16 protein-coding genes are annotated in these 20,305 nt (G+C 68.6%); 8 read left to right on the top strand and 8 right to left on the bottom strand.

Features of this window, described 5'->3' with window-relative positions:
* Positions 1-6 precede the first annotated feature (6 nt).
* Together OEB96_RS32335 and OEB96_RS32340 are read left to right on the top strand one after the other, a co-directional pair.
* Positions 7-975, top strand: a complete 969-nt coding sequence (locus OEB96_RS32335; protein WP_266220683.1) for a serine/threonine-protein kinase — start codon at positions 7-9, stop codon at positions 973-975.
* A gap of 61 nt (positions 976-1,036) precedes the next feature.
* Positions 1,037-2,770, top strand: a complete 1,734-nt coding sequence (locus OEB96_RS32340; protein ID WP_266220684.1) for a response regulator — start codon at positions 1,037-1,039, stop codon at positions 2,768-2,770.
* Positions 2,771-2,813: 43 nt separating this feature from the next.
* On the opposite strand, the gene OEB96_RS32345 is transcribed toward OEB96_RS32340, so the two are convergent.
* The 6 genes from OEB96_RS32345 to OEB96_RS32370 all read right to left on the bottom strand — a co-directional run bounded on the left by OEB96_RS32345 (position 2,814) and on the right by OEB96_RS32370 (position 10,460).
* Entirely contained in the window at positions 2,814-5,651 is a 2,838-nt protein-coding gene (locus tag OEB96_RS32345; protein ID WP_266220685.1) for a tetratricopeptide repeat protein, read from the bottom strand.
* 45 nt (positions 5,652-5,696) lie between these two features.
* On the bottom strand, positions 5,697-6,665 hold the full coding sequence (locus OEB96_RS32350) for a helix-turn-helix transcriptional regulator (protein ID WP_266220686.1): 969 nt from the start codon (positions 6,663-6,665) through the stop codon (positions 5,697-5,699).
* A gap of 15 nt (positions 6,666-6,680) precedes the next feature.
* Positions 6,681-7,565, bottom strand: coding sequence for a serine/threonine-protein kinase (locus OEB96_RS32355; protein ID WP_266220687.1), 885 nt, complete (start codon positions 7,563-7,565; stop codon positions 6,681-6,683).
* An 85-nt stretch (positions 7,566-7,650) separates the two neighbouring features.
* A complete protein-coding gene (locus OEB96_RS32360) occupies positions 7,651-8,679 on the bottom strand; it encodes an alpha/beta hydrolase (RefSeq protein WP_266220688.1) in 1,029 nt (342 codons plus the stop codon).
* Between the two features lie 19 nt (positions 8,680-8,698).
* Positions 8,699-9,919 (bottom strand): TolB family protein, encoded by a 1,221-nt coding sequence (locus OEB96_RS32365; protein WP_266220689.1) that lies wholly within the window; start codon positions 9,917-9,919, stop codon positions 8,699-8,701.
* A 91-nt stretch (positions 9,920-10,010) separates the two neighbouring features.
* On the bottom strand, positions 10,011-10,460 hold the full coding sequence (locus OEB96_RS32370) for a PTS sugar transporter subunit IIA (RefSeq protein WP_266220690.1): 450 nt from the start codon (positions 10,458-10,460) through the stop codon (positions 10,011-10,013).
* A 274-nt stretch (positions 10,461-10,734) separates the two neighbouring features.
* Between OEB96_RS32370 and OEB96_RS32375 the strand changes: the two genes are divergently transcribed.
* The 5 genes from OEB96_RS32375 to OEB96_RS32395 all read left to right on the top strand — a co-directional run bounded on the left by OEB96_RS32375 (position 10,735) and on the right by OEB96_RS32395 (position 18,263).
* Positions 10,735-12,954, top strand: coding sequence for a M3 family metallopeptidase (locus tag OEB96_RS32375; protein ID WP_266220691.1), 2,220 nt, complete (start codon positions 10,735-10,737; stop codon positions 12,952-12,954).
* Between the two features lie 9 nt (positions 12,955-12,963).
* Positions 12,964-13,251, top strand: coding sequence for a hypothetical protein (locus OEB96_RS32380; protein WP_266220692.1), 288 nt, complete (start codon positions 12,964-12,966; stop codon positions 13,249-13,251).
* Positions 13,248-14,807 (top strand): sodium:solute symporter family protein, encoded by a 1,560-nt coding sequence (locus OEB96_RS32385; RefSeq protein ID WP_266220693.1) that lies wholly within the window; start codon positions 13,248-13,250, stop codon positions 14,805-14,807. Before OEB96_RS32380 ends, OEB96_RS32385 begins: the two co-directional genes overlap by 4 nt.
* A 182-nt stretch (positions 14,808-14,989) precedes the next feature.
* The gene (locus OEB96_RS32390; protein WP_266220694.1) at positions 14,990-15,796 is read left to right on the top strand and encodes a hypothetical protein; all 807 of its coding nucleotides are present in this window, start codon (positions 14,990-14,992) and stop codon (positions 15,794-15,796) included.
* A gap of 1 nt (position 15,797) precedes the next feature.
* Positions 15,798-18,263: a serine/threonine-protein kinase gene (locus OEB96_RS32395; protein ID WP_266220695.1), complete on the top strand. Its 2,466-nt coding sequence runs from the start codon at positions 15,798-15,800 to the stop codon at positions 18,261-18,263.
* 29 nt (positions 18,264-18,292) lie between these two features.
* Here the strand turns inward: OEB96_RS32395 and OEB96_RS32400 are convergent, their stop codons facing one another.
* Entirely contained in the window at positions 18,293-18,835 is a 543-nt protein-coding gene (locus OEB96_RS32400) for a GNAT family N-acetyltransferase (RefSeq protein ID WP_266220696.1), read from the bottom strand.
* 24 nt (positions 18,836-18,859) lie between these two features.
* On the opposite strand from OEB96_RS32400, the gene OEB96_RS32405 reads away from it, so the two are divergent.
* Complete coding sequence (locus OEB96_RS32405) at positions 18,860-19,405, top strand: NUDIX hydrolase (RefSeq protein WP_266220697.1); 546 nt, start codon at positions 18,860-18,862, stop codon at positions 19,403-19,405.
* 55 nt (positions 19,406-19,460) lie between these two features.
* Here the strand turns inward: OEB96_RS32405 and OEB96_RS32410 are convergent, their stop codons facing one another.
* Positions 19,461-20,177 carry a hypothetical protein gene (locus tag OEB96_RS32410; RefSeq protein WP_266220698.1) on the bottom strand — a complete coding sequence of 239 codons (717 nt, stop codon included), beginning with the start codon at positions 20,175-20,177 and terminating at the stop codon, positions 19,461-19,463.
* Positions 20,178-20,305 lie beyond the last annotated feature (128 nt).

Genomic DNA, 20,305 nt, shown 5'->3' on the forward strand with positions numbered 1-20,305 from the left:
GATCCCGTGGCCGACGATCTCCCCGCTGCCATCGGTCCCTACCCGGTGCTTCGCCGCCTGGGCCACGGAGGCATGGCCGAGGTCCTCCTCGCTCGCTCGCTCGGAGCCAGCGGGTTCGAGCGCCTGGTGGCGATCAAGCGCCCGCTGCCGGCGTTCGCGGGCGATGGCGAGCTCGAGCGCTTGCTCATCGCCGAGGCGCGGGTGGGAGCCCGCATCGCGCACCGCAACCTCGTGGCCGTCCACGGGCTGGGGCTGCACGAGGGCACCTACTACGTGGTGATGGACTACGTGGAGGGCGCCGATCTCGATACCCTGCGCCGACGCCACGCCGCCGTGCCGGCGCTGGTCGTGCACCTGGTGGCCGAGGTGCTCCTGGGGCTGCACCACCTGCACGCGCTGCCCGACGATGCGGGGCGACCGCTGGGACTGGTGCACCGCGATGTGAGTCCCTCCAACGTGCTCGTGTCCCGCGGGGGCGAGGTCAAGCTGGCCGACTATGGGATCGCCAAGGCCACCTACCTCGCGGGTGACACCCAGGCCAACGTGCGGCGGGGCAAGTACGCATACATGTCTCCCGAGCAGGTCGCGGGACGGCCTCTCGATGGGCGCAGCGATCAATTCGGCGTCGGCGTGATGTTGGTCGAGTTGCTCACCGGACGGCGGCCCTTCGACGGCCAGGGGGACGGGCCCGCGGCCGTGCTCGACCGCATCCGTCGCGCCGAACCTCCGGATCTGAGCGCGTTGCCGCCCGCGCTGATTCCCGTGGCCGAGCGTTGCCTCCGCGCCCAACCCGAAGAGCGCCATCCCGATGCGTTGGCCATGCGAGAGGCGCTGCTCGATGCAATGCCGGCGGCGGCACGACTGGGGCCCCCCGAGGTGGCCGCGTGGGAGGCCGTGGCCATCGAGCCCGAAGGTGATGCCTCCGGTCGTCCGCGGACCTCGACCGTGCGGACGACGGCCGACGAGCCCGACTGACCGTGGTGCGTTGAGCCGATGATGGTGGTTTGCTACCGTGCTCGCGGATGATGCGAGCCTGATGGAGGCGCCCAATTCCGAGCACTTGCAGCTCGAGCGGCGAGCCTCCACCGCGGGCGCCGAAGCGTGGTCGACCTCGTCATGGGAGCGCGCGGCTCACGTACGGGTCCGGAGGGTTCTGTACACCGTGATCTTGGTCGCGGGGCTCGTCGCCACTCCAGTCGAGCTCATCGGTGGCTCATGGCTCTCGAGCTCGATCTGCTTCGCCACCGTCGTTCTGCTGGCCGTGGCGTTGCGGCTCGCCGATTCATCCCGCGGCAATGGCGTGGCGCTCTTGGTGCTCGTGTTCCTCAACGTGATGACGCTGGCGCTGAGCTTCGTGTTTCGCAACGCCATGGTGCCGCACCACCAGTTGGCGCTGGGGCTGGCGTTCGTGCTGCTCGAGCGCAATCAAAGGACCAAGCAGTGGGTCGCGGGCTTGCTCGCGCTCTCGTGCATCGTGATCGAGTCGGTGGCCTGGCCCCGCAACGGCGTCTCGGAGTGGTCGGCCGCGATCAACAGCGGTGTGTTCGGGCTGATGGCGGGGATGGGGACGCTGGCGATCATGGTGTGGTTGACGCGTACCCGCGACTCGATCGTCGAGATGGCCAATCGGGCCAATGCGACCAAGAGCGAGTTCCTGACCAACGTGAGCCACGAGATCCGCACCCCGATGAACGGCATCATGGGCATGCTGGGGCTCTTGCGGGACACGCCGATGACCAATGAGCAGCGCGACTACGTCGAGACCGCGGCCGTGTCGTCGCACGCGCTGCTGGGGCTCATCAACGACATCCTCGATCTCTCGCGGGTGGAACAGGGACGGCTGACGTTCGTGGTTGCGCCACTGGACCTTCGGGCGGTGCTCCAGAACGTGATCGATGCCGCGAGGCCCGCGGCGAGCCGCAAGGGCGTGGCGCTGCAGCTCCACTACTCCGAGCAAGCCCCGCGTCGGGTGCTGGGCGACGCGCGGCGCGTCATCCAGGTGTTCACCAACCTGGTGGGCAACGCGGTCAAGTTCACCGAGCGGGGACACGTACGAGTCCGTGTGAGGCACGACTCGACCCGTACCCCGGCGTGCTTCGTGATCGAGGTGGAGGACACGGGACCCGGAATTCCCGCCGAGCATAGGGCTGCCGTGTTTCGAAAGTTCCATCAAGTCGACGGATCATCGACGCGCGCGCACGAGGGGGCGGGGCTGGGGCTGGCGATCACGGCCGAGCTCGTCGAGGCGATGCACGGTGAGGTGGGCCTCGAGAGCACGGTGGGGGTCGGGAGCGTGTTCACCGTGCGCTTGCCGCTTCCGCTCGCGACACCCGAGCCCGAGTCCTCCACGGCCTCGCAGGTGGCGTTCGGTGCGTCGACCGAAGGGCGTCGGCGAGTGCTGGTGGTGGACGACAACCCCATCAACATGCGGGTTGCCGCTCGCAACCTCGAGAAGCTGGGCTGCGAGGTTCATACCGCCGTGGACGGGAGCGAGGCGGTGGCATTCGTCGCGGCGCACGAGGTCGACATGGTGTTCATGGACATCCAGATGCCGGTCATGGACGGATTCGAGGCCACGCGCATCATTCGGGAGCGTGAGCACGGGACCGGCGCTCGAGTGCCCATCGTTGCGGTCACGGCCCATGCCATGACGGGGTACCGCGAGCAGTGCCTGAGCGCTGGCATGGACGACTACCTGACCAAGCCGGTGCGCATGGGCGAGCTGGCGCGGATGCTGGGCTCGATGGGTGAGCCATCCAAAGCGACCTGAGCCGTCCGCATTTGCGCTCGGATGGGGCGGGCCTTGCCGCGTCTCACTCGGGATCCTCGAGCCATGCGGCGATGGTCGCGATCTCCTTGGGAGAGGGCCGCTCGGAGGCTTCGTAGCCCACCTTGGATTGCTTGGCGAACTCCATGGCTTCACGGCGGTCGCCGCCCGAGCGCCACACCGCACGCGCGGCCACGAACCGGGCCTTGGCGATTTCGACGGGATCGATCTCCCCCACCTCGGCCAGCTCGAGGGCGTGCAGGACGTGCTCGGCGGCCTCGGCGGGCTGGTTCAGGGCGAGGTAGGCCTCGCTCAAGCTCACCAGCCCGTAGATGGAGTTGGGGCTCTGCTCGCCCTGTGTACTGGTCCAGATCCGCAGCGCGTTCTCGAGGTAGGGGAGGGCCTCCTCGGGACGCCCGAGCTTGATGAGGGTGTCGCCGACGTTGTTGGACGAGAACGCCACGCTCATGTGGTCCGGACCGAGGCCGCGGCTCTTGATGTCGAGCGCCTTCTTGTAGCTCTCGTACGCGCTCTGGATCTCGCCGATGGCGGCCTGCACCACCCCCAGGTTGTGATGGCCGCGCCCGACCTCCGGATGATCGGGGCCCAGGCTCCTGGTGTAGACCTCGAGGGCGCGCTTGGAGTGGAAGATTGCCTTGTCGTAGTCCTCGAGGCGCGAGTAGGTCACGCCCAGGTTGTTGTGGTTGGTCCCAACGGTGGGATGCCATGGTCCCAGCCGGGCCTCGGTCAGCTCGAGCGAGCGGACGAGCGTCTGTGCCGCTTCGCGGTAGTGACCCTGCTGGCCATGGGTGGCGGCGAGGTTGTTGAGCGACGCGAGGTGAATCCGCTCGGTTGCAGGGCTGCCCCTGGATAGCTCCACGGCCAGCGTGAGCTGCTCGATCGCCAACTCGAACTTGTTGGCCGCCATGTAGGCGTTGCCGCGGTAGAGCGCGATCGTGGCCTGCATCTCGGGAGGCGTGTCGAGGCGTCGGACCATCGCCTCGGCTTGCTTGCCATAGCGCAGGGCGGTGTCGAGGTCGCTGAGGTGCATGCCCCATACCGAGAGCAGGCCGATGAGGGCGAGCGCCTCCACCCGCTCGTGTCCCGAGGCCTGCGCGGCGTAGAGCGCCTCCTCGTAGGCCGCGCGGGATTCCGGGGCCAGCATCTTGCGCTCGTGCAGCTCGCCCAGCCCGACCAACACCTCCGCGAGCGCGGGCTCGTAGCCGGCCTCGCGGGCGGCGGCGAGCGCCTCCTTGGCCGTGGCCCCCGCGTCGTCGTACTTGCCGGCGAGGCCCAGGGCCTTGGCCTGGGCCGACTGCTCCCGCACGTGCTCCACGGCGCTCGCCAGCGTGGGGTCGCTCGGCTGCAAGCGCTCCGACGCCTCGCGGTCGAGCTCGAGGCACTCATCGGGGCCGGGCAGGGCCCCGGTGGCCGTTGCGGCATTCTTGACCACGTCGGCGTCGGCATCGATGAGCACGGACGTCAGCGCCGTAAGGTCGCGGAGCTTGCCATCGAGGCAGCCGATCCTCAGGTCCATGAGCGCCTCGCTCTGATCGCCGCGCACCCGGGTGGCCTCGCAGACCTGCGTGCGCAGCTTCACCCAGTGCTCGGCGTAGTCGTCGAGCCGCTCGGTGGCGGCCAGGCGCGCGTCGGCGGCGTAGGCGACCCCGGTGTCCTCGAACGCGGCGCTGAGGGCCGAGCGCACGTCGTCGTCCCATACCCCGGCCAGCTTGCCCTCGGCGCCTCGACACGGGGGCTCGGCGTCGCCGGATGCCATCGTGATCGCACCCAGCCACGCCACGATCGCGACGCCACCGGCGATGCCCGCCACCGTCCGGAGCCGTCGTCGGCCCGCTCCCATGGCCCGCTCGAGCTCGTCGAGCAGCGCGTCCATGCTGGGGTGGCGAGCTTCGCGACCGACCGAGAGCCCACGCAGCAGGGCCTGCCGCACGCCACGCGGCACCGGGCTGGACTTGGGGATCTCGCGTAGCTCGCCCCGGGCGACGGCGCGGCCGAGCTCCGAGAACGTCTCGCCCACGAACGGTCGGATGCCGAACAGCACCCGGTAGAGCACGATGCAGAACGCGAACTGATCGGTACGCGCGTCGATGCTCCCGCCGAAGAACTGCTCGGGGGCCATGTAGGCCGGCGTACCCATGACCGTGCCCGCCTGGGTCAGCTCCATGCGCAGGGAGCTCCGCGAGCTGAGCGAGTGGGGGTCGCTGTCGAGCGAGTCCACCAGCGAGTCGCGGGGCGAGGAGTTGCTGACGTCGGCATCCTCGTCGCCGTAGCGTCGCGCGAGGCCGAAGTCGAGCACGCGAACGCGACCATCCTCGGCGTTGAACATGATGTTGGCCGGCTTGAAGTCGCGATGAACCAGTCCCTCGGCGTGTGCGGCCGCCAGGCCGCGCCCGGCCTGCATCATCAGCGCCAGCCCCTCCTGCCAGCGCTTGGCCGTCTCCTCCCTGGGCGCCTCGTCGATCCAGTCGCGGATCGTCTTGCCCTCCACGTACTCCATCGCGATGAACACCCGATCGGCGTGGGTTCCCACGTCGTAGACCGCAACCACATTGGGGTGCGAGAGCTTGGCCAGCGCCTGTGCCTCGCGCTCGAGGCGACCGATGGCCTGGGCGGTCTTCTCCTTTTGCTCGAGCTTGACCAGCTTGAGCGCGATTCGGCGGTCGAGCTTGGGATCGTACGCCGAGAACACCTCGCCCATGCCACCCGCACCGAGGGCTTCGAGGATGACGTAGCGGCCCACCACTGCGCCCCGGGTCAGCGACGGACCCCGCGAGGGGGTGACCGCTGGTGTCGACGGGTCATCACCGGGCTCGACCCGGGTCACGTCGACATCGGTGTCGGTCGGCTCACGAGTGTCGGTCACCGCCTCCATTGGAGCACGCCCAGCCGGTCGTTTTCCACTCTACCGTCAATGCGGGTCTTCGTCTTCGTACGGGGCGAGCGCCTCACGAAGCTCCTCGCGAAGCTCCTCGCGCAGCGACGGGGGGGCGAGCACCTCGGCGTGGACCCCCCAGTGCAGCACCCAGCGCAGCACCTCCTTGGTGCCCGCGACGCGAGCTCGCAGGATTGCGCCTCCGTCGGGCTGCGGCACTACCTCTTGCTCCCGTGACAGCGGGTACTCGGGCAGCAGGCGTGCGGCGTACGGGGACAGCCGGATCGCCACCTCCACCGGGGGACCGCTCCAGATCTTCACGGCGCCTCGGAACAGCTCGTCCTCGTCCACGTCGTGGACGGCGGCGTCCTGATCGAGGCGCTCGGTGTGGCTCATGCGGGCGACCTTGAAGGTGCGGTAGCCCACCTTGGGCTCGAACGCGATCAGGTAGACGTGCTCGTCGACCAGGCGCCACATCAGCGGATCGACCGTACGGGTCTTGTACTCCGTGTCACCCGCCGAGCGGTAGCGGAAGCGCACCTTCTTGCGCTGGGCGATGGCCGCGTCGAGCACCCGCAACGAGCGGGCGTGACGGGAGTCGGAGGTGTCGGTGCTCGACTGGGTCTCGGGCGCCTCGGCGACGGTCCCGGGCTTGCGGGGTCGGTTGCGCTCGAGCAGCGCATCGAGCTCGTCGAGCAGCGACGTCCCCTCGAGCGGGCCGAGGTAGCTCCGAGCCAGGCGCAGCGCGTCCCACTGCAACGGCGTGGCGGTGAGCTCGGGGAGCTTGTCGCCCAGCAGGTTGATGCGGGCCTCGCCGTTGATCGTCTCGCGCAGCAGCGGAACCCCGGCCTGCTCGAGCATGTCGAGGTCGCGGTAGAGCGTGGCCCGGCTGCTGCCGGTCTCTTCGAGCAGTCGCTTGGGCGAGAGCCCACGCCGACGCCCGTGCAGCAGCTGTAGGATCTGCCACTGTCGGATGAGCATGTTGCGGGCGCTGCGACTCGACATGGTGACCGACCCCTCTCAGGCCTGGGGCCACACGGCCTGCAGACGCTGGGCGAACGTGCGAGCGTCGGCGGGCCGGGCTCGAGGATCCTTGGCCAGGCCCTGCATCACCAGCTCGATCAGCCCGGGGTCGACGCGATCGCCCACGTGGCGGTTGAGCGGGATCGGCGGGGTGCGGGCGTGGGCTTGGAGCCACTGCATGGGGTTGTGCTGCCACTGCTCGACCACCACGCTCGACGGACGGTCGGGCACGAACGGCACGCATCCCGACACCAGCTCGTACATCAGCATGGCGAGGCTGTAGACGTCGGCCGCCGGGGTGAGCGCGGTGGTGACCAGTTGTTCCGGTTGAGCGTAGTGCGGGGTTCCGACCAGCATGTGCCCCACGGTCGCGCTGCGCCCGATGATCGAGTCGCCGCCCCACGAGCGCGCGAGCCCGAAGTCGAGCAGCCGCACGGTCACGTCGCCCGTGATGAAGATGTTGGCGGGCTTGAGATCGCGGTGGACGATCCCACGGTCGTGCGCCTCGCACAGCCCCAGACAACACTGATGGACGATGTGTGCGGCCCAGGCCGGTGACAGCGGGCGATCGAAGTCGTGCCACTCGTCGAGGGGTCGACCCGACAGCAGCTCCATCAGCACGTAGATGTGCCCGTCACGGCGCAGCCCTGCGTCGTAGACCCGCACCACATGGGGACTTTGCAGGGTGCGGAGCACGGCGACCTCGCGCAGCGCCCGTTGAGCCGTCTCGGGGGCGGTGATCGGCTCGCGCGAGAGCTTGAGCGCCATCGGGACGCCGAAGCGGGGATCGAGGACCCGATAGACACGCCCGAACCCTCCCTCGCCGAGCTCCTCGAGGATCTGGAAGGGACCATAGCGGTCTCCCGGTTGCAAGGCGGTCATGGGGCTCCCGATGATAGCAGTCCCGTGACGGCCGTCGATGCCCGTCGGGCATCCCCCCTCATCACGGCCGTCATCACGGCCGTCATCATGACAGCATGGCGCGATGGAGGAACGGCAGCGACACGTCGAGCCGGTGCTCGGTGCCCGAGTGGGTGCCGTCGAACTCCTCGTAGGTGTGGTCGATCCCGTGGTGCTGTAGCGCCTGCGAGAGCCGGCGGGCCCCGTAGTGGAGGAAGTACTGGTCGCGGCGTCCGCAGTCGAGGTAGAGGCCGCGCAGGCTGGCCAGTGATCGCTGGACCGGTGGATCCTCGACGAGGATCACCGGATCGTGGCGCAGCCACGCCTGCCAGCGCTCGGGCAGCAGCGCGCACGTGTGGGGGTCGACCGGCAGCCGCGCACCCGCCGGAGCTTCGGGATCGGGATCGTACGAGGCCCCCATGGCCAGGATCATCAGCGTGTGGAAGTCGTGGCCGGCCAGCGTGGGTACGGCGCGCACGCGCTCGAGGAACGCCGCGATGCCGCCGTGACGAGCGAGCGTGTCGAGCACGGCCGGGAACTCGCGCAGGTAGAGCAGGTCGAACCCCATGTCGCCCGAGTGGCAGGCCACCGCCGCCCACTGCTCGGCGTGGCGCATGCCCTGGACGAGGGCTCCGTAGCCCCCGCTGCTCTTGCCGTAGACGGCGCGGTGGGCCGGCCCGGGCAGCAGTCGAAAGTCGTGCTCGAGCCGGGGCAGCAGGTCCTCGATCAGGAATCGCTCCCAGTGCCCCATGGCGACCGAGTCGACGTATTGGTTGCCTCCCAGCGAGGTGAACGCATCGGGGAACGCCACCACCACCGGGCCCATGCGGCCCTCGGCGCGAAGCCGGTCGAGGCGCTGCGGTACGGCCTCGCCAAAGGCGGTCCACGCGAGGCGCTTGAGTCCGCTGCCGGTGAACGAGGCCAGATCCACCAGCAGCGGATAGCGAGTGGAGAGGTCGTCGTCGTAGCCCTCGGGCAGATAGACCGCCACCGTGCGGGTGGTGGGGTCGGACAGGAGGTTGCCGCGGAGGGCGGCGGAGTCGATGGTGAGCTCGACGATGCGGCCGCGGGGGCGGGTGAACGTGTGCAGGGGCATGGAAGATCGTTCACCAATTCTAGTCACGCCACTGTGCCACGAACACGTTGGTGTCCCCCTCCTTGGCGCTGTTGCGGTTGGAGGCGAACACCAGCTGCTGGCCGTCGCCGGTGAACATCGGGAAACCGTCGAATTGGTCGTGGACGGTCACCTGCTCGAGGCCGCTGCCATCGGCGTTGACGAGATAGAGGTCGAAGTCTCGACCGGTGTCCGAGTTGACGTTGGACGAGAAGATGATCCGACGGCCATCGGGGTGGAAGAACGGCGCGAAGTTGGCCTTGCCGTTCTTGGTGATCTGGGTCTGCTCGCTGCCGTCGGCGTTCATCACGAACAGCTCGAGCCGTGTGGGTCGGACCAGGCCCTCGTCGATGAGCTCCTTGTACTTGGCCTCTTCGTCGGGACCCTCGGGGTGGTTGGCGCGATAGACGATCTTGGTGCCATCGGGCGAGAAGAACGGACCTCCATCGTATCCGGGGGTGTTGGTCAGCCGAGTGACGCCGCTGCCGTCGAGGTTGGCGGTGTAGATCTCGGGGTCACCATCGCGAGTGGAGGTGAACACGATCTTGTCGCCCTGGGGCGAGACGGTGGCTTCCGCGTCATAGCCCGGACCGGCGAGCAGCGGCGTGGGCTCGCCTCCAGCCGCATCGACCAGGTAGATGTCGAACTCGTCGTAGAGCTTCCACACGTAGCCGTGGCTGCGATCGGGAGGGGGCAGGCACCCTGGGTCGGCCGCATGTGTCGAGGCGTAGAGGATCTTCTGGTCCCCGGTGAGGTAGTAGGCGCAGGTGGTGCGCCCCTTGCCCGTGCTCACCCGGGTGACGCTGCCTCCGTCCAGGCCCATGGTGAAGATCTGGTCGCACTCCATGCCGTCGCGGGTCGACTGGAACACCAGCTTGGTCTCGTCCTGGCTGAGGTAGGCCTCGGCGTTCTCTCCCCCAAAGGTCAACTGCCGCAGCGAGGTGAAGTGATTCTCGCCGGGGAGCGGCTCGAGCGTGGCCTTGGGGTCGCCAGCGGCGTCGGGGGCCTTGGCGTCGCCAGCGGCATCGGGGGCCTTGGCATCGGGGGCCTTGGCGTCGGGGGCCTTGGCGTCGGGGGCCTTGGCGTCGTTCGTTTGGCCAGCAATCGGCTTGGTTTGCGGCTTGGTCTCGGCCGGCTGGGCCGGCTTGCCCGGCTTGGGAGGATCCCCACCGCAGGCAAGGGTCAGCGGGAGTACGAGCAGGAGCGGGCGCAGGCGAGCCATTTGCGGCGCAATCTAGCAAGCTCGGCCCGGGCCGGGCCAGGCGCCAGACCGGGGGGCTGATGACGGCCTTCCGTGGCTCGTTCCTGGCCCCTCAGGGGATCACGAACACGGTGTCGCCCACGGTCACGCGGCCGGATCGCTTGACCGACTCGAGCGTGAACTCGTCGCAATCGAGCGCGACCACGATGACCATCGGGTTGACGCCCTTGGCCTCGAGCTCCGCCGGATCGTAGGTGACGACCGGATCGCCCGCATCGACCCGGTCGCCCTGCTCGACGTGGAGCTCGTAGCCCTCGCCGCGCAGACCGTCGGCCTCGATGCCGACCTGCACCATCACGCAGCCCCGCGGAAAGGCGATCGAGAACACGTGCGGCTCGAGGCGCTCGATCGTGCCGTCGACCGGTGCGATCACCGAGATGCGCTCGCGCGGCGGATCCAGGGCAACCCCCCACCCGAGGGTGCCCATCGAGAAGATCGGGTCGGGTGCGTGCTCCAGGTTGGATGCCTCACCGGAGACGGGGGCCATGGCACTGATGGGCATGGCAGCACCCTAGCCACCGACCAATCGAGCCGTCAACGGAGGACGAGAGGGCTGGCGCCGCTGACTTTGCGCAGGACCACGACGAGTGTTCAGTCTGGGCCACGAGTACCTTGGTCTACACGGGGATTCCTCGAGGACACCCACACCCGCACTCTGCTTCGGTGCCCGCCACGTCGCAGGGCAACCACTGCGTTGCCCAGGACTCGAGCATCACCGGCTCGGCGCGCCGGAAGCCGCTTTTTCCTCGGCGGGGATGCGAGCTAGAGTGCCGCCAATGCGGGCGATGAAGATCTTGCGACCACTCCTGCTGCTGTCGTTGGCCCTGGCCTCGTGCACCAAGACCTCCAAGGCGAGCGCCGAGCCGCCCGTGGTGATGGATCCGGTCTCCGCTCCGGCGGGCTCCGCCCAGTCCGAGCCCGAGCCCAATGCGTTGCTCGAGGAGTGGAAGGGTCCCTACGGCGGGGTGCCGGGGTTCGATCACATGGACCTCGATGATCTGGAGCCCGCGATGAAGCGGGCCATGGAGCTGCACCTGCGCGAGCTCGAAGACATCGCGAGCAACCCCGAGCCCGCCACGTTCGAGAACACCATCGTCGCCATCGAGCGGACGGGGGAGGTGATCGACCGTGTGGAGACCTACTACGGGATCTGGCGCAGCAACCTCTCGACCCCCGAGCTGCGGGAGATCGAGGGCCGGCTCGCGCCGCTGCAGTCGGAGTACTACTCGGCGATCGTGGGCAACCAGGCGCTGTTTCGGCGCGTCGAGGCGGTCCATCGCGCCACGCAGACCGAGTCGCGCACGCCCGCCGAGCAGCGGCTGGTGAAGCTCGTCTACGATCGCTTCGCCCGGCAAGGGGCCATGCTGCAAGGGGCGGAGCGCGAGCGCTACGTGGAGATCCAGCGGCGCCTGGCCGAGCTGCACACCCAGTTCGGCAACAACGTGCTGGCCGACGAGGAGGGCTACGTGCTCTACCTGAAGGAGGACCAGACGGCTGGCCTGCCCGACTCGTTCAAGGCCGCGGCGGCGGCAGCGGCCAAGGCCCGCGGGCACGAGGGTGAGTACGCCATCACCAACACGCGCTCGTCGATGGACCCGTTCCTCACCTACTGCCCGGAGCGGGGGCTTCGCGAGCAAGTGTGGCGCAGGTACTACGATCGGGGCGACAACGGCGACGAGCACGACAACAACGCCATCATCGCCGAGATCCTGAAGCTCCGGGACGAGCGCGTGGCGCTGCTGGGCTACGAGGACTATGCGTCGTGGCGGCTCGAGGATCGCATGGCCAAGTCCCCGGCGCGGGCCAGGGAGCTGATGATGGCCGTGTGGCCGGCCGCCCTGGCCCGGGCCAAGCAAGAGGTGGCCGACATGCAGGCCGTCGCGCGCAAGCAGGGGGCCAAGATCACCATCGCCCCCTGGGACTACCGCTTCTACGCCGACGTGGTCCGCAAGCAGAAGTACGCGCTCGACTCCGACGAGGTCAAGCAGTACCTGCAGCTCGATCGCCTGCGAGAGGCCATGTTCATGGTAGCTGGCGAGCTGTTCGAGTTCGGGTTCGAGCCGGTGCCCGAGGGCACGGTGCCCGTGTTCCATCCCGACGTGAAGGTGTGGGAGGTCAAGCGAAGGGATACCGGCGAGCTGGTGGGGCTTTGGTACCTCGACCCGTTCGCGCGTCCGGGCAAGCGCTCGGGGGCGTGGGCCAACACCTATCGCAGCCATGCCCATGCCGGGGGGACGGGCCTGGTGCTCGCGTCGAACAACTCCAACTTCATCAAGGGCGCACCGGGCCAGCCGGTGCTCGTGTCGTGGGACGACGCCGAGACCTTCTTTCACGAGTTCGGCCACGCCCTGCACTCGTTGTCGTCGAACGTGGAGTACTCCACGCTGGAGGGCGGCGTGCGCGACTACACCGAATTCCAGTCGCAGTTGCTCGAGCGCTGGCTGCTCACCGACGCGGTGGTCTCCAAGTACCTCGTGCACCACCAGACCGGAAAGCCGATGCCACCGGCGCTCGTGGCCAAGATCCGCAAGGCCGCGACCTTCAACCAGGGCTTCGCCACGGCGGAGTACCTGGCCTCGGCGATCATCGATCTCGAGCTGCACACGCTCGATCCGGAGGGACTCGATCCCGATGCGTTCGAACGCGAGACCCTCGCGCGGCTGGGCCTGCCTCCACAGATCGTGATGCGCCATCGCACGCCCCACTTCGGCCATGTGTTCTCGGGCGAGGGGTACGCTGCCGGGTACTACGGCTATCTCTGGGCCGACGTGCTCACGGCCGACGCCGCCGAGGCGTTCGAGGCAGCGCCGGGGGGCATGTATGATCGCGAGCTCGCGACCAAGCTCGTCGAGCGCCTGTTCGCCCCGCGCAACGCCGTCGATCCAGAGCAGGCCTACCGGGCCTTTCGGGGGCGCGACGCGACGATCGATGCCCTCATGCGCGATCGCGGGTTCCCGACGCCAAAGGCCAAGGCCAAGACCGCGCCCGGTCGGTAGGAGCGCGGCGTGTCGGGATCGTCGTCGAGCCCTCGCCGGTCGCTCGGCCCACGGCTCGCGGTGCTGTGGTTCCTGCTGACCACGGCCCTGCTGGTGTGGCCGATCTTTCCCTGGCTGGGCAACCACGTGCATCCGCGCGTGCTGGGCTTGCCGTGGTCGCTCGTGTGGGTGCTCGGAGTGATCGCGCTGAACTTCGGGGCGCTGCTCTTGCTCTACCGTCTTCGCGTGATCGATGACCGCGAGCACGACGAGGTCGCCGAGGCCGCCGATGTGCCACCACCGGGAGAGCCGCCGTGAGTCATCCGCTCGCGCTCGTCGTGGTGCTCGTCTACCTCGTGCTCACGGTGGTCATGGGAGTGGTCGCGGGGCGACGCGGACGCGGTGACGCCCAAGACTACGTGGCGGGGGAACGGGCCTTTGGTCCGGTCGTCATGTACTTCGTCGTCGGCGCCACCATCTTCTCGGCCTATGCCTTGCTGGGCACCCCCCAGCGCGTGGTCGCCAAGGGCTCCGATGCGTTCTACGTGCTGGCCTACGGCGCGGTGGGGTTGGTTCCTCTGTTCTTCTTTGGGGCCCGAGTGCGGCGGATCGGTGCGCGCGAGGGCTACCTGACCCAAGCCGAGCTGGTCGCGGCGCGCTACGAGAGCCCCCGCATGGCGGTGACCATGGGGCTGGCCTCGGTGGTGGCGTTCATTCCGTACCTGGTCATCCAGCTCAAGGGAGCGGGCCTGGTGATGGCGGCGGTCACGGGCTGGCCGCCGCTCGTGGGGGCCGCCGTCGTCTACGCAGCGGTGCTGATCTATGTGATCGCCGGGGGGGTCCGTGGCGTCGGCTGGACCAACGTCGTGCAGGGAATCGCGATGTTGGTGGTGGTCTGGATCCTCGGCCTGTGGATTCCGATCGCGACCTACGGGTCGATTCCCGCGATGTTCGATCGCGTGCTGGCCGAGCGGCCCGAGCTGCTGACCTTGCCCGGTCCCGGGGCCCAGACCTCGATGGCGCGCTATAGCTCGGAGATCCTGGTCTCGATCCTGGGGATGTCGATGTGGCCCCACGTGTTCATGAAGTGCTTCACCGCCCGTAGCGCGCGGCTGGTCCAGCAGTCGGTGGTCTGGTACCCGACGTTCTTGTTCTTCCTGGTGCCGCTGCTCTTGCTGGGCTACGTGGCGGCGCTTGGCGGCGGTCCCACCGACGATTCCGTGCTCCTGTGGCTCGTCGATCGGTTGGCCGGTCACGCGCTGCATCCCTTGCTGTTCGCGTTCGTGGCATTCGCGATCCTCGCCGCGTCGATGTCGACCGGTGATGCGCTGCTGCACGCGGGGGGCTCGATCCTCGTGCGCGACGTGATCTTGCCGATCGAGCGCAAGAGGTGGGTGCTCGCTTCGATCGGGCGGTTGCGCGCCTGGGGTGCACTGCCCCCTGTGTCTCGTCCGGATGTTCCGCTGCGTGAGGACGAGGCCGGCCAGACGCGTGCGATAAAGCTGCTGGTGGTGGGGCTCTTGGGACTGTGCCTTTGGATGCTGGAGGGGACCGGGGGCACGTCGATCGTCGACCTGCTGCTGCTGGCCTATGCGGTGCCCCTTCAATTCCTGCCGGCCGTGTTGCTGGGCCTCTACTGGCGTCGACCCGGCCGGGCTGCAGGCGAGTGGGGACTATGGGCCGGCCTGGGGACGATCGCGATCGTCTTCGGGCTTCAGTGGCTCGCGCCCGAGCTCGCGGCGACCGTCAATCCGTGGCAGCTCGAGCTCGGGGTGTTGGGGCTCGTGGCGAACCTCGTGGCGATGGTGCTGGGCTCGTGGATCGGCGCGCGACCCTGCGCTCGTACCCTCGCTCGGTTCGAACTCGCGACGTAGCCCTACGGCGTCGGATGCGGGGAGGTTGCTGCGGTGAAAACGGACCGCTGCGTTTCGGAACTCATTGCCGATTAACTCGCCAGGTGATGCTTGCGTCGTAAGGGTTTCACTTCAGACCGACTAGTGTAGTGGGCGGTTGGGGGACGCTCGGTGGGTGGAAATGCAGCGAGGAGGGCAGAGTCATGCGGCGACGAATCATCATGGTGGGGTTGGTGCTGGGGTTGGGTGACCTCGGTGCTTGCGATCTGGAGCGGGAAGACGACGAGCGCGAAGGATTCCGTGTGGGGTACGGAGGAACGCTTGCGTACGCCGAGCCGGGAACCGGGGGGACCTGGCTTGGCAATGGGCTTCAAAAGCCCGATGTCAGCGGGCTCGATCCATCTCACGGTCTCAATGCGGGCAACGGTCTGAAGGCCGACGGAGGCTTGCTCTCCACGCCCGAGGGACGCGACGTGGCACGCTATCTGGTGGAGTGTGCGCTACCGCTTGGGGACTCGATCTCCAAGAAGGTCGGCGAGGAGAAGCTGACCTTCCACGGGTTCTTGGGCCTGGCGCCCCAGTGGAAGGACGAGGGCTGCGACCAGAGCTGCCAGGAGTGGGTGAGCGCCTGTCTGCTCGCGCGAACCAACGCCTCGGGGCAGTCGGTCGACCTGTGGGTGAGCGCCGCTCACCCGAGCATCGGGCTGGGGCCATCGGACGACTACCCTCACTACGAGGCGACGTTCTACGGCAACCTGTTCGCCGACCCGCCCACGATGTTCTTCTGCCGCGGCACCGAGGAAGGCGAAGTGGCGGCGATGGCCAACGGGCGTACCTGCACCGGTCAGACCCCGGAGGACTGCGGGTTCACCACCCTCGGGAGCTGTTTCGAGCCCGATCGTTGCGAGCTCGTCGATGGCACGTATGCCGTTGAGTGCGCCGATGGCGATCCCGCGACTGGGGCGCGCCATCACTCCCTCTCCACGTATGTGAGCGCTCCGGAGCAATGACATGGCCAGCGATCGAAGCACCATCCAGCAAGTTCCGCCGACCCCGAGCGGCCGCTCCGACGAGGTCCTGCACGCGGCGTTTGCGCGGCATGGACTCGGCGACGAAGACCTTCCCGAGCCGGCCACCGGGGACGAGGTCGGCCGCTATACGGTGCTCGGGCACCTCGGGGAGGGGGGGATGGGAGTGGTCTACAAGGCCTACGACCCCCAGCTCGATCGCAACGTCGCGCTCAAGCTCCTGCGTCGCCTGATCGACGAGAACGACTCGGGCTCGGAGCTCCGGCTGCTCCGCGAGGCGCAGATGCTGGCCAAGCTCCAGCACCCCAACGTGGTCACGATCCACGATGCGGGTCTGACTCGCTACGGGATGTTCATCGCGATGGATCTGCTGTACGGCTGCACCCTTCGGGAGTGGCTCGGCCGGCGTCCGCGCAGCGTGAGCGAGGTGCTCGAGGTGTTCCGGGCGGCGGGGGAGGGCCTTGCGGCGGCGCACGATGCCGGCTTCGTACATCGCGACTTCAAGCCCTCCAACGTGATCGTGGGTGACGACGGCATGGTGCGAGTGCTCGACTTCGGAGTTGCGGCGCTCACGGACGCTCGGGTGGGGGCCCGCGATGCGACCGCACCCTCGCGGCATCGCGTCGCGAGGCCTCCGGGGACCGTCGAGCCGCTCTCCAGGACGGATCCACATCTGACCGACGAGGGGTGCGTGGTGGGCACGCCCGCGTACATGGCTCCCGAGCAGGTCGCCGGGGACAAGGCCGATCACCGCAGCGATCAGTTCACGTTCTGCGTGTGCCTGCACCTCGCGCTCTACGGGCGCTCACCGGTGATCGGTGAGCGCTTCGAGGAACGGCGTTGGAATCACATGCGGGGGCGCGTGCTCGACGAGCGGGGCATGCTCACCGGCCGGACGGCCGGGAGGGTGCCGGCCCGCGTACGCCGAGTGCTGCGGCGGGGCCTCTCGGTGAACCCGGACGAGCGGTTCCCCTCGATGCGTGACCTGCTCGACGAGCTTCGCGAGCCGCCCCGGCGCTGGCCGCTCCTGGTGGCAGGCCCGATGCTGGTGCTCGCGTTCTCGGCAGGGCTGCTGCTCGACCGCGACGAGAAGCCCTGTGTCGAGCCGCCGGGCTTCGAGGACGACTGGAGCGAGAGCGACCGCAAGGAGGTACGCGTTGCGTTCGACCGCAGTGGTCACCCACAGGCCCGGGAGCTGAGCGACCGGGTCGAGCGGCAGCTCGATGGATATGCCGCCGCATGGTCCGAGATGTACCTCGAGTCCTGCCGTGAGACCTTCGTGACGCGGCAGCAGAGCGAGGCGCTCTTCGTCCAACGCCGGCTGTGCCTGGAGCGGCGGCGCAATCGCATGCGCTCGGCCGTCGATGCGCTCACCAACATCGAGGACCGCCAGCAGGCGATCGATCGCACTCTCTTGCCCTTCCGGCTCCCGATGATCGACGACTGCAAGGACTTCGAGGCGGTGAGCGCCACGCTTCCGCTGCCCGAGGATTCCGAGCTGCGCTCGACCGTCGCGACGCTGCGCAGCTCGATCGACGAGGTCGAGACCCTGAGGATGGCGAGGGACTCGAAACGCGGCTTGGAGCTGGCCCACTCCGTGGTCCAGGAGGCACGCAGGACTCAATTCTCGCCGATCATCGCCGAGGCGCTCGCAAGCCTGGGAGCCATGCAGGCGATGGGGGCCTCGGCGCGGGAGGCCCGGGCCACGCTCGAGGCCTCGATCCTCGAGGCGGCCAAGGCAGGCGACGACGTCACGGCGGCGGAGTCGTGGACCTGGCTCGTCTTCGTACTGACGATGCAAAAACAGCTCGACGAGGGCAAGACGCTTGTGTTTGCCGCCCAGGCCGCGGTGGAGCGGGCCGACGACGACGAGGTGCGCGGATGGTTGCTCAACAACCTCGGGATGCTCCACGGCGAGGCTGGCGAATTCGAGCGCTCGCTCGATCTGTTCTCCGAAGCGTTGGAGGTCAAGCAGGGCAGGCTCGGCGAGGAGCACGTCGACGTGGGGATCTCGTGGCACGACCTCGGAATTGCGCAGCTCAAGCAGGAGCGCGTGGCGGAGGCCGAGAACTCGCTGCAGCGCGCTCGCTCGATCTTCGAGGCAACGGTGGGCGGGGCCCATCCGCTCACCTACCACGCGCTGGGGGGCCTTTGTCAGATCGAGCACTTTCGGGGCAACCACGAGGCTGCGATCGGGCTGTGCAGTCGCGTTCTGGCCCACTATGAGGTGTCGCCGGTGTCAGACATCATCATGGGGCGCACGAGCTTCGTCATGGCCAGGGCCCTGCACGGGGCGGGACGGGTCGAGGAGGCGCAGGCCCTGGCTCGCCGGGCGCTCCAGCTCTCCGAGGACGAGGATCCAGACCAGGTGCGAGAGATCCGCCGGTGGCTGAGACTGGTCGAGGGAGCACCAAACTCGGACCCGGGTCAGGGAGCCGGCGGTCGCTGATTCCAGACCCCAACGCGCCTTCGCGCGGCTCAGCGCCGGGGAGACGGCGCCAGGGCGTCGCGCTCGATCACGTAGCGAACCACCTCGATGGGGACCCTGGGGTGGATGAAGGTCCCCACGCGCCACATGCCGCACTTCTCCAGCACGCGGATGCTGGCCGCGTTGCGCGGATCGACGCAGGCATCCACGGCGGGTTGGTCGAGATCCTCGAACGCGTAGCGGATGAGGGCGCGCCCACCCTCGGTGGCCAGGCCCCGGCCCCAGACCGCGTGGCGCAGGCGATAGCCGAGCTCGAGCATCGACTCGTCTGGTGCGACGGTGGGGCGCAGATGGAACCAACCCACGAAGCTGCGGTCTTCGTAGGCCGCGAGGAAGCCGTAGGGCTCGTCGTCCCAGGCCGTCATGCGAGGCAGGAGCTCGCTCTCATAGCGCTCGCGCGAGTTGGGCTGGGTCACGCCGATGTAGCGCATCACCTCGGGATCCGAGTCCAGCTCGACCAGATCGTCGAGGTGCTCGGAGGTCAGGCGTCGCAGGACCAAGCGTTCGGTTCCAAGCTCGAGGGGCAGGGGCACGCGGGCAGTGTATCCTCTCGCGCGATGACCGGCCCCAAGCCCTGGAACGTGGTTCACACCGAGTGCGTGGCCGACTGCAGAGTGTTCGACGTGCTGGCGCGACACTCCCAGCGGGGGGAGGGCGGGCCGTGCTTCACGTTCTTCAGCATCGACAGCGCATCGTGGGTCAACGTGGTGGCGCGAACCGCCGCGGGAGAGCTGGTGATGATCCGGCAGTTTCGCCATGGCAAGGGAGGGGACGTGCTGGAGATCCCTGGCGGGATGATCGACCCCGGGGAGGAACCCGAGGTTGCGGCGGCGCGAGAGCTCCTCGAGGAGACCGGCTATCGCGGCCGGCTGCGGCTCATCGGGGAGGTCAACCCCAACCCGGCGCTGTTCACCAACCGGCTCTATACGTTCGTTGCCGAAGAGTGCGAGCGCGTGGCCGAGGTCGCCAACGACGCGGTGGAGGAGACGCAGGTCGAGCTGGTGGATCCGCGGGCGCTACCCGAGCGGATCCGCGCGGGCGAGGTGGATCACGCATTGGTGCTCACGGCGCTCTACTGGCTGCAGCTGCATGAGCAGCGGTAGCGACGCTCAGGGGACCAGCTCGAGCGTCACGGCGGATGACCCTGGGGCTGCAGCCCTAGAAGCGTCCGGAGACCGACAACCCGCCGCCGCCCGGGAGCCATGCCGTGCCTACCGACAATGCGCGGTCGCGCTGCGTTCGATCGTAGGCCCGGCGATGGGCAAGTGCGTAGGCCAGCATGCCCGAGCCGGCCGCGATGAGCACGGCTCCTGTGTCGCGGGTGGTGAACGCGACCAACCTCGCCCGTGTGGCGCACTTGGTATCCCGGCAGGTGGCGAGCAATCCCCAAGAGAGCGCACCGGTGGTGAGCCACGTGACCACGCCCGTGCCGATGAGTCCCACGCCTGCGATCCGCAGCCCCTTCATGTCACGCACGGGGCGATTGCCAAACACGTCGTCGTAGGCGCGTCGCCGGGCACGAAGGGCCGAGCCCGCGGAAGCCAGGCCGATGGTGGCGAGCAGCCCGATGTCGGAGTGGATGCGAAGCACCAGCGCAGGCAGTACTCCGGGGGCACACTCCAGCAGAGTGTTGCCGATGTCCTCTGCTTCGGATAGCGGCGGAGCCATGGGATCGACCGGTTCGTCGAACGGATCGATGCAGCGTCGCTTGACTAGGACGTGTGCCACGATCTGCTCGGAGAGCGCGGCCGAGAACGTGAGCCCGGCGCCTACGAACATGCCCACGCCGGAGTACGGCGGGCGCTGCGGAGGCGGAAAGTGGAAGGTGGGGCGCTCGTCGTCTTCGTCGCCGCCGGGTAGTGGCTCGGCGCCCATCAACGGAGCAGCGCCGGGTCCTCGGCGTGGACGCCCTCCTTCCTCCTTGGGTGGGGTGGCACCAGTTGGTTCGGGTTGGGGGGGCTCGGCCACCTCGGGTCGGCCGGGGCTGGCCTCTGGGACCGCCG

This window comes from Paraliomyxa miuraensis (assembly GCF_026337845.1).
In the GTDB taxonomy this organism is placed as follows: domain Bacteria; phylum Myxococcota_A; class Polyangia; order Nannocystales; family Nannocystaceae; genus Paraliomyxa; species Paraliomyxa miuraensis.